General features: G+C 62.5%; 11 protein-coding genes. All 11 read right to left on the bottom strand.

The features are described 5' to 3' along the window. Positions 1 to 57: 57 nt before the first annotated feature. Entirely contained in the window at positions 58 to 1272 is a 1215-nt protein-coding gene (locus ACZM96_RS07730) for a radical SAM protein (RefSeq protein WP_489488357.1), read from the bottom strand. 10 nt (positions 1273 to 1282) lie between these two features. Next, a complete protein-coding gene (locus ACZM96_RS07725; RefSeq protein ID WP_489488356.1) occupies positions 1283 to 1777 on the bottom strand; it encodes a hypothetical protein in 495 nt (164 codons plus the stop codon). A gap of 13 nt (positions 1778 to 1790) precedes the next feature. Then, a complete protein-coding gene (locus ACZM96_RS07720; protein WP_489488355.1) occupies positions 1791 to 2261 on the bottom strand; it encodes a hypothetical protein in 471 nt (156 codons plus the stop codon). Positions 2262 to 2501: 240 nt separating this feature from the next. Then, on the bottom strand, positions 2502 to 3458 hold the full coding sequence (locus tag ACZM96_RS07715) for an SU10 major capsid protein (RefSeq protein WP_489488354.1): 957 nt from the start codon (positions 3456 to 3458) through the stop codon (positions 2502 to 2504). 10 nt (positions 3459 to 3468) lie between these two features. Next, positions 3469 to 4434, bottom strand: a complete 966-nt coding sequence (locus tag ACZM96_RS07710; protein WP_489488353.1) for a hypothetical protein — start codon at positions 4432 to 4434, stop codon at positions 3469 to 3471. Continuing rightward, positions 4431 to 4688 (bottom strand): hypothetical protein, encoded by a 258-nt coding sequence (locus ACZM96_RS07705; protein WP_489488351.1) that lies wholly within the window; start codon positions 4686 to 4688, stop codon positions 4431 to 4433. The genes ACZM96_RS07710 and ACZM96_RS07705 overlap by 4 nt, the downstream gene beginning before the upstream one ends. 14 nt (positions 4689 to 4702) lie before the next feature. Next, positions 4703 to 5179, bottom strand: a complete 477-nt coding sequence (locus ACZM96_RS07700; RefSeq protein ID WP_489488349.1) for a hypothetical protein — start codon at positions 5177 to 5179, stop codon at positions 4703 to 4705. A gap of 56 nt (positions 5180 to 5235) precedes the next feature. Next, entirely contained in the window at positions 5236 to 5451 is a 216-nt protein-coding gene (locus ACZM96_RS07695) for a hypothetical protein (RefSeq protein WP_489488347.1), read from the bottom strand. A 97-nt stretch (positions 5452 to 5548) separates the two neighbouring features. Next, positions 5549 to 7624: a cell envelope integrity TolA family protein gene (locus tag ACZM96_RS07690; protein WP_489488345.1), complete on the bottom strand. Its 2076-nt coding sequence runs from the start codon at positions 7622 to 7624 to the stop codon at positions 5549 to 5551. Then, entirely contained in the window at positions 7624 to 8880 is a 1257-nt protein-coding gene (locus tag ACZM96_RS07685) for a terminase large subunit domain-containing protein (RefSeq protein WP_489488343.1), read from the bottom strand. Before ACZM96_RS07685 ends, ACZM96_RS07690 begins: the two co-directional genes overlap by 1 nt. Beyond that, positions 8880 to 9190: hypothetical protein (locus ACZM96_RS07680; protein WP_489488341.1), on the bottom strand; the 311-nt coding region annotated here is incomplete at its 5' end. The genes ACZM96_RS07685 and ACZM96_RS07680, both read right to left, overlap by 1 nt.

The following is a 9190-nucleotide window of genomic DNA, read 5'->3' as shown; positions in this document are numbered from 1 at the left end:
GACCGTCGGGCCATGCGAGCATGTGATGAGAAGAAAGAAGAAAGAGCGTCCGCATGGTCACGCCTCCAGCCTTTTCACGCCAAGAAGCTGGCCGCCCGTGAGCATGTTCACGGCCATGGAAAGCGCAGGGAACCACTTGTGCCACTGAATGCGGCAGTTCACCTCGTCGTACTTCTCCGGCGTGCCGAGGCATCCGCCGCCGCAGAACATGCGCATTGCGCAGTCCATGCAGGCGCGCTCGCGCCGACTCTCCAGCACCGCGAGCTTCACGGGCACGCGCGGCCCCTCAAGCGTTCCCATATGCAGATTGCCGCCCCTCTCATCCTCATGTTTTCCGGCAAAGGAATGACAGGCCCAGACGTTGCCGGTGATGTCCACATTCAGGCTCAGTGCGCCGGGCTGCGCGTTCTGACAGCCGCCGAATCCGCCGGTCTGCCCCAGACTGCGGAGAAAACTTTTTGCCGCCTGAACATAGGCATGGGCGAAGCGCCGTCCTCTTCCGATGAAGAGCTCGCGGCAGCAGTCCAGCGAAAAGGCGTACAGCTCCTTTTCCGAAAGCGCCCACGCGGCGCTCGCCTCATCGCCGACCATGAGCATCTGCACGTCGCCGATGGCCCACTCTTCCGAGCCGAGGCGCTCATCCATGAAGTCGATGAAGCGGGAGACCAGCGGATTTTTCCTGTGGAACACCGGATTCACCGACCAGTGATGACGGGCCACGCCGTCCTTCAGCGCCTCAAGGGCAAAGGAACCGGGAGCGAGCACATCGCTTTCGTCTCTCGCACTCTGCCCCGGCCCGTCGTAGGAAAAGCCCACGCCGACATGATTGTCGTGCAGCCAGGCGAGATTTTCCTCATTGAGCAGCGCGCCGTTCGAGCAGATGCCCAGGAGTGTGCGGGGCTTCACGTCTCTGAGACCGGCGGCGAGTTCCTTCATCATGTCGAAATACAAAAGAGGCTCCCCGCCCCAGAACAGGACGCGCGCCGCGTCCACATGGCAAAAATGCCTGTCGCAGTAGTCGCGCACGCCTCTGACGAAGGCGTCCAGACGGAGCGGAGAGAAAATTTCCTTTTTCATGTCGGCCTGACAGCAGTAGCCGCATCTGTAGTTGCACGCCGTGCCCATGACGATGTTGATTCTGAGCTCCTCGCCGTCCCGCTGACCCATGATGAAGTTCGGCGGAACTCCGGCTCCGTCAAGGGTGTTGAGTCTGCTGTCGTAGGCGAGCTTGAGCGCTCCGGACGCATGTCCGACTTCAAAGACATATTTCATGTTTCAGTTCTCAACAGTTGCAGTTGCAGTTGGAGGTGGAACAGCGACAGTTGCAATACGTGCAGTAGGTGCAGTAGGTGCACCAGCCGCTGCAATGGGTGCAGTACGTGCAGTGCGTGTTGGCGTCGGCAGGAAGCTTGATGCTTCGCGTTGCGGCGGACGTCACTCTTCCTTTGGCGTCCACGGTAAAATACGGCACGGTGAAGGTTCCGCCGTGCGCCGGGCTCGCGTTGCCGGTCGGGCCATAGTTTCCGGCGGCCACGCCGCTTGCGGCGACGCCCGTATTCGCCGTGCTCTGGGCCGCCTGGGCCGCGCTTCTGGCTTCATCCGCCGCGCTCTGAGCCGAGCTCACGTCTTTCTGCAGGGCGTCGCTTTCCGCCTTCACGTCCGCCATGAGCTGACGAAGGGCGTTGTTGAGGCCGGAAGGCGGACAGCCCTCGGCAATGTTGATGCCCGAAATCGTGGTGTTCAGATCCGGGTTGGTATTGTAGCTGGATACGGCCATGCCTCAATCTCCTTCACAGGCAATACGAAGTGCAGTGCGTGCAGTGGGTGCAGTGCGCACACCAGCCGCTGCAATGGGTGCAGTAGGTGCAGTGCGTGTTGGCGTCGGCAGGAAGCGTTATGGTTCTTGTTGCGGCAGCCGTTATCCTGCCTTTCGCATTCACGGTAAAAAAAGGGACCTTGAAGGTCTGCTGATGGCCCGGAGAGGCATTGGCGGTCGGGCCATAGCTTCCGGCGGCCACGCCGCTTGCGGCAACTGACGCATCGGCCGTGCTCTGGGCCGCCCGGGCCGCGCTTGCGGCTTCCTCCGCCGAGCTCTTTGCCGCGCTCAGCTTTTCCCGCAAAGCGTCGCTTTCGGCCTTCACGTCCGCCATGAGCTGACGGACGGCGTTGTTCACGCCCGCCGGCGGACAGCCCTCGGCGATGTTGATGCCCGAAATCGTGGTGTTCAGATCCGGGTTGGCATTGTAGTTTGATACGGACATGAACCCTCCTTTTTCACGAACATGACACAGGCGCAGAGCGCGGCACAGAAAAAGCGGGGAATGGCGCGGCGCGGAACCGGCAAGGCTGGAAAGCAGTGCAGACCGGCGCAGAAAGGAAACGACTCGGCGGGAAGCCGGAGCCGCGGGAAAGCGTCGCCGCCCGGCCCCCCCCGCCCCGGAAGCACAGCACAAAAAAAAGAGCGGCAGGTTTCCCCGCCGCCCACATGGAAAAGGACGCTGTTACGCGGACTTGAGATCGGCCAGCACGCCGGAGGAGGCGTCGTTTCGGGCTTCAAGCGTGCATTCCACAAGCACATGGCCCTTCAGGCTGTCGCCGGTGACGGCGAGACGCTCCTCGCGGAAGCCGCGCAGATACGCCACCTTCCAGTACTGAGGATCGAGCACGAAGGCGCAGGTCTTGGAGAAGGGCTCGAAGGCCTGCACGCGGTTCGGCACGAGCTTGAGGGAGCCGAAGTCGGAAACGTACACGTCGATGACCGCGGTCGCCTTCTTTCTTTCGGCCTTTTCAATCTTGGTCGCGCCGCCGGAAAGCACCTCACTCATCTTCACGCGGATGTCGGGCGCCATCATGATGCGGTCGGGGTTGCCGCCCGCGTTGTACACGGCCGTGAGCAGATTCTTGAGCATGGCTTCCGTGGGAACGCGCGCCGTGCCCGCCGTACACGCTTCCGAAGTCGTGGCCTTTGCGCCGCTCTCGCCCCCTGCGTAGTTGGTCTGCATCCAGCAGGGAAGACCGGTCATGAGGCGGCCTTCGCTGGAGCCGTTGTCCGCGCGGGCAAGCTTGTTCTGCAACAGCGCGTATTCCACGTCCTTCTTGAGTTCCTTGGTGCGCAGGGCCATCTGATAGGCGTACTGCCTGTTCACGCCCGCCTGCTTCACGGCCTGCGCCGTGCCGGAAACGTTGATGGCCTTCTTGAGAATCTGCGTCTTGTTGGAAAGTTCCGTGGTGCTGCTTTCGGAAAACGTCGTGGTATCCGCGCCTTCGAGCACGGAGTTTTCCGCAGGACTCGCCAGCGTGTCGGTCTGCCACTCGTGCAGCGTCTGGCTCGCCTCGCTTTTCCCGCACATGGTGAGAAAAGGCGTGTCCGTGGGGGCAACGTTGAAAATGGTGTTCATCAGATCGCGGGGCTTGCCCTTGATGCCCGCGTCCTTGAGCTGACCGGAAACGGTAGCCATAACAACCTCCTTACATTTCTGCTTCGAACAGGGCCGCGAGCGCGTCCGTGCTGTTCGGGTTCCTGGAAAGCAGGGCGCGCGCCCTTTTCGCCCTGTCGCCGGCGTCGGCCTGCGCCGCGCCGCGCGGACTCTGCACCCGGGGCGCTTCCGCCACCTTTTTCGCGGCGCTGGCGCGCCTGGCCTGCATTCTGTCGTAGAGCATGGCCTTGGCGACAAACTTCACCTCATAGCCCCGGGACAGCCCGTTGACCACCTCGGGCGGACATCCCTGCTCCTGCATGTATTTCGCCACGTCGGAAGCAAAGGTTCTGCCGTCGAAACCGGCGCCCATGAGCGCCCTGATTTCCGGCTGCACCTGCGCAAACTCGGAAGCCATCATGTTCTGCGCTTCCTGCGCCCTCTGCGCTTCATAGAGATTCGCGGCCTGCGCAACGCCCTGCTGCACCCTCTGAATGGCTCCCATGCGCGCGTTGTACGCCTGCTGGAGCTTGATGCAGGTTGCAGGATCGCTCTGCGCAAGGCCGTTCCAGTCCACGCCGCCGTACTCGCCTTCCACGATCTGCTTCATGGTCGCGAGCGCCTGCTGAATCTGCGCGTTCGCGGCCACGGCAAAACGCTCCTGCTGCTGCCGGGCGGCCTGTCGTTCCTGCTCCGCCTGCGCCGCGGCCTGCGCATGCGCTTCTTCCCGCGCGTGCACGGCGCTGCGAACTTCCGGCGTCATGCCCTGCCACAGGGCCTCTTCAAAGCCTTCCGGCCTGGGAATGTCGGACGCGGCGTCCTGTTCTCCTTCGTCCGGCGCCTCAGCCTGCGGCCCCGCAGGCTCCTCGCCTTCCTCGCCTTCATCCCAAGGCTGATTCCCGCCGTCTTCGGCCGCTTCCTCCTCCGCGAACATTTCGGCGACGGAATCCACATCGTACACGCCTTCTTCGGCGCTCCCGCCGACGTCTCCGCCGAGTTCTCTGGGTTCTTCGTTCATTTCTTCCCCTTTGCGGCTTCCAGCGCCGCGTTCAATACCTCATCCTTACCCTGCTCACGAAGCGCGGCACACTGCAATGCGTCGAAAAGTTCCTTCTTCACGGCGGCAAGCGCCCGCTGCATGTGCCACCACTCCTCACGCTTCACACTGTCCGCACAGGCGCGCCACGCCTGCACATACCTCGCGTCCAGACGGTCAAAGGCCTGCCGGAACACCCGGCTTTGCAGAACGCGTCCGGCTTCCAGCGCGTCCATTCGTTCCTCATGCGTCACTCTTTTTCTCCCATGAAGCAGTCAGGCAGGCCTCCCAGCTTGTCCACGCCGCAGGAAACCGCAGGCGCAAGCAGGGCCGCGGCCGCCTTCCCCGCTTTTGTCGGCACGCCGATTGGAGCCGTCGGCATATCGACGGGATCAAAAAGCGGCGTTTCCAATCCCGGCTCCGTGTTCACATACCCAAGAGTACCCGCGCCCGCTATGGCGGGGAGTCTGCTCTTGCCGGGAAACGGCATCTCCGGTATATTTTTCTCTACCGAAGGTTGTCTGACAGCAGAAAGTCCCGGTGGCTGCGCACTGGCAGGAACATCATTCCTGAGACCAGATATGGGAGACAGGGGCCTCCCCGGACAGCCTTCCAACCAGCGCCTATTATCCTGTGTTGGTTCAAACACTGTTTTCAGCATCACGTCTCCGTTTTCTCCCGCCATAAAAGGCGAAACAACGTTTTTCCCATCGTTCAGAGAGAACATTTCCTTGCCGTTGTTTCGGAAAGTTCCTGCCCGGGAAATTCGGCAGCACCCGCGTTTCACCGGAAATTCAACAGATTTTCGATATGTCGCCCCACTTCCAGCGGCTCCATCTCGTTCGTGGCCTTGCGAGCCTTGCCGCCGTGTACTCCGATAAACACTTTATTGTTCCGCAACGAGGGATCGCGCCTTACCGCTCGCTCAAAAACATCCGGTTCCATCGTTCCGGCGTACATCATCTTGTTGCTTCCCGCCCGCATGGCCTTGTCGTACATCTCGGCAAACCCTTGACGGCGGGCGTCCCTTCCACATCATCCGGCGACGAAAAAGCGGCAATAAGCCCCGGCAGGCCGCCGAGCGCCTTCCTATCCATCACCATCCCCCTACGCCCTTGATCTTCGTGAGCCCGACGCCCTTCTCGCCCATCCTGAGACGCGTCTCATCGAGATCCCTTTCCATACTCATTCCCATGGCTTTCAGCGCGAGCTCGCCTTCCGTCTTCTGCCTGGCAAGCGCTATCTTGCTCTGCGTCTCAAAGGCCTTGCGCTGCGCGTCCGTCTGCGCCTTCCACGCGTCGGCCTGCTGTTTGGCCTTCGCCTTCTGCTCTTCAAGCCTGAGCTTCTGCTCTTCCGGCGACGGCTGCGCAGGCGCGTTCATCATGGCCTCTTCCGCGCGTCTGGTATCCTCTTCCGTGCCGAAGAAGCGTTCCGGCGCTTCCAGTCCGGCGGCCTCGCACATTTTGTGACAGGTGTACACCACGTTCGAGAGGCGCACCGGAGAGTTCTTTCCCATCTGCGCGAGAAACTGCTGCTGTATCTGCAAAATCTGCCGATACGCCGCGAGCAGCTTGCTCCGGTTGCCGGTGCCGAGGCCCACGGCCACGGAAATATCCATGTCGGGATCCCACCTGCGCGGATCGAACGCCATGAATCTTCCCTTGAGTCGGAGCTGAATCTCCTTGTCCTGATACCTGTGCAGAAGATGCAGAACATAGCGGCCGAGCGGCTTGAAAAACGTTTCGGCATAGACGCGGGCAATCAGTTCCAGGCGCTGATTGATCGCCTCCTCCATGATGGACGCCCCCGTGGCCGTGTTCTGGAGCGCGTCGGCCTGAAGGCTCTGCGTGCGGCTCGATATGCCCGTTCGGCGTTCGATGAGCTCGGAACTCATGCTGAGCCCCTGCAGCGCATCCCCGGCCGCCGTGGCCACCGGGAGAGGCGTGATGCTCGCATCCCCCTGTATTCTGTGAACGGCCCCGGCCTCGCGGGCGAGCAGACTGTCGTATTCCACATGGCCGCTCATGCCCTCGTTGACCACAAGCTCGCCCTGATTGGAAAGCATGAGATTGTCGAGATACTGACGCGTCATTTCCGTGCGCAGATCCTGCAGGTCGGTGACGAGGTCGGCCAGACAGAGCCCCACCGCCTGATGCGGCATGGGCACCGAACAGGCCGCAAACAGCGGAGCGCGGTACAGCGGCCATTCCTCGAACCGCAGCACCCGGCAGGACTCGGCGTCGCCGCAGAACGTGACCTTGACCTTCTCCGCCACGCCGTCGCCGTCCATGTCGAAGTCGAACCACGCCTCATACACCTTGTATTCCCGCGTGGCGCGGCTCTGACCGTCCCTGTCCGCGCCGTTCGCGTCGTTGACGGCGCGCCCGACCTCCGTTTCCGGCATGACGTCGTCGTCTTCGAGCGGCGGCAGCTCGTCAATGACCGACTGCGGATACCCTTCCTTGCGCAGATCCGAAGCCGTCTTCACTTCCCAGTGCGCGATGAAGCGCGCCTTCTCCACGTCCGCGGCGTCCGAAGAAATCACCACGTTTTCCGAAGGCACGGGATCAATGCGGATATCCCGCGTCTTCACGGTGCGATGCACGGTGAGGTCATACCGGGGCCCCAGCGGAGAATCATACCGTTCCACGCGCACCGCGCCCGGCGTTTCCATGTCGAGCGCCGGATCCATGAGCAGCGCCACGGCCTCCTGCTGCGAAAGCCCGGCGTACTGGAACACGCGCCGCTCCGTCTTTTCCGGGCAATGAACAAGGCACCAGCCCACGCGCTGATACAATCCATCGGCGAGCACGTCGTGCACCAGCGAAAACATGCGCCTGCCGAACACCACCTGATTGACGTACAAGGTGGCGTCCTTGGCCGCCTGTTCCTGCGCGGGCGTGCGCGGATCAAAACGGATGATCTCGTCGCCGCAGAACACGCGCATGAGGCCGGGCTTGGCCCATTCCACGGTTTCCAGCACGGTGCGGTCCACATACACGGAAAAGCCGCGACGCGCCCGGTCGTCGTCCACGGCATAGCCGTACCCAAGATATCGCCTCTTGAGCGTCGAACGTTCATGCGAGAGCCTGGAGCCTTCCGTGCCCATGCACTGCTCCATTTCCCTCACGATGACGCGGCGAAGCCCGTCCTTTGTCTCTTTTCTGTCCATCAGCACACCCGCAGATGCTTGCGCGGCGGAAGCCTGGCAAAGCCCCGGCCCGCGACGTTGTCTATTCCCATGGCCAGATACCGGAAGGCGTCAGCTCCGTGACTTGTCCAGTCGTGCAGCGGCCGGGCGCGGAAGTCCTGCGCCTTTTCATCCCATTCCCGCTGATACAGACGCAGGGCTTCCAGCCCCTGCGCGCAGCGCCTCTCATCGAACCAGCAGCGCGGCAGCAGCAGGCGGACCGCGTTGATGCCGTCATCCACCCGCGTCATCGGCAGCACCCGGCCTCGTATGTTGAGGCGGCGCAGGGTTTCCAGACGCGTCGTGCCCGTGCCGAGCTCCGAAACGCCCGCATCGTGGGGCAGAAGGTGCTCGCCGTACACGTACCCCTTGTCCTGCAGCACCCTGACGTAATGATCCAGCCCGACGCCGGAAGCCTGATAGTAGTCAATGATGTGCGCTTCCCGGCCCACAAGCTGCGCGAACCAGATGGCCGTGGAATCGGAAAAGCCCAGGTCCCACGCCGTCACCACGGGCACGCCCGGCCGATACGGCACGTTCGTGATCCGCCCTTCCCTGTCGAGCTGCTCCATGAGCCTGCCGTAATACGCGCCCAGCACCGCGGCGGTGAAGGAACATTCGTATTCCTGCTCGTATTCCGCCTCGCTCGTCTCTCGCCGCGCCACGGCAAGATCCTCTTCGCTCAGAATGCTGGTTTCCGAGGCGCGATACATGAGCGCCGCCCATTCCTCACTGTGCAGACGCGCGTTCTCCCATACCTTCCAGAGCGCGTTCTTGCCCTTCGGCGTGCCCAGAAAAAGCGCCCGCCCGTGCGTGGCCAGAATCATGGGAAGCACGATTTCCGACCACATCGAGTAGGGCATCTGCGCCACTTCATCGAACACCACGTCGCAAAGGTTCAGGCCGCGCAGCGAGTCGGGATTCTCCGCGCCGTAGAGCCGGATGCGCGCCCCGTTCCGAAAGTCCGCGCGAAGCTCGCCTTCGTTCACCCTGGCCCCGGCCGCCGCGGCAATTTTTTTCAGATAATCCCAGGCCACGTCCTTCGCCTGCCGGTAGGTGGGCGCAATGTACGCCCCGCGGTACGACTCCCCGCCCGTTGTCGCGTTCCGGCACAGGCGCGACACCGCGAGCACCGTTTTGCCGAATCGCCTGTGACAGATGAGCACGCCGAACCTCCGGGAATCGAGCGCCTCCAGCGCCTTTTCCTGCAAAGGCCTGAGCCTGATGCGCACTTCCATCACTCGCCTCCGAAGAGCACGACCTTCACATCCTGCTTCACGTCGGCCTGCACCTTGTCGGTGTACAGGCCCGCAGCCTTGCCCCGGCTGATTTCGGCGCTGACGGCGGCGGAAAGCTTTCCCTGCTCCACGGCAAGGTCGCGCAGCCGCCCGAGCGCTTCCAGATGCTCTTCAAGCGAGAGAGGCGCATGCTGCGCTTCGGCGAGCTGAAGCTCCCGAATACGCACCGCCACCTTGCCGGTGTTTATCAGCGCCGTCGCCTTTATCCGTATGGTTCCCGGATTGATCTTTTCAACATCATAGGCGCGAC

It is taken from the genome of Mailhella sp. (assembly GCF_057866825.1).
Note: the sequence above shows the minus strand (reverse complement) of the source record. Positions and strands in the feature narration are given on the sequence as shown.

Bases quoted from the DNA above. Each gene is read 5' to 3' on its own strand.
- ACZM96_RS07690 (WP_489488345.1), bottom strand. From the start codon at position 7,624: ATGGACAGAAAAGAGACAAAGGACGGGCTTCGCCGCGTCATCGTGAGG.
- ACZM96_RS07725 (WP_489488356.1), bottom strand. From the start codon at position 1,777: ATGGCCGTATCCAGCTACAATACCAACCCGGATCTGAACACCACGATT.
- ACZM96_RS07710 (WP_489488353.1), bottom strand. From the start codon at position 4,434: ATGAACGAAGAACCCAGAGAACTCGGCGGAGACGTCGGCGGGAGCGCC.
- ACZM96_RS07720 (WP_489488355.1), bottom strand. From the start codon at position 2,261: ATGTCCGTATCAAACTACAATGCCAACCCGGATCTGAACACCACGATT.
- ACZM96_RS07705 (WP_489488351.1), bottom strand. From the start codon at position 4,688: ATGGACGCGCTGGAAGCCGGACGCGTTCTGCAAAGCCGGGTGTTCCGG.
- ACZM96_RS07730 (WP_489488357.1), bottom strand. From the start codon at position 1,272: ATGAAATATGTCTTTGAAGTCGGACATGCGTCCGGAGCGCTCAAGCTC.
- ACZM96_RS07715 (WP_489488354.1), bottom strand. From the start codon at position 3,458: ATGGCTACCGTTTCCGGTCAGCTCAAGGACGCGGGCATCAAGGGCAAG.
- ACZM96_RS07695 (WP_489488347.1), bottom strand. From the start codon at position 5,451: ATGTACGACAAGGCCATGCGGGCGGGAAGCAACAAGATGATGTACGCC.
- ACZM96_RS07700 (WP_489488349.1), bottom strand. From the start codon at position 5,179: ATGTTCTCTCTGAACGATGGGAAAAACGTTGTTTCGCCTTTTATGGCG.
- ACZM96_RS07685 (WP_489488343.1), bottom strand. From the start codon at position 8,880: ATGGAAGTGCGCATCAGGCTCAGGCCTTTGCAGGAAAAGGCGCTGGAG.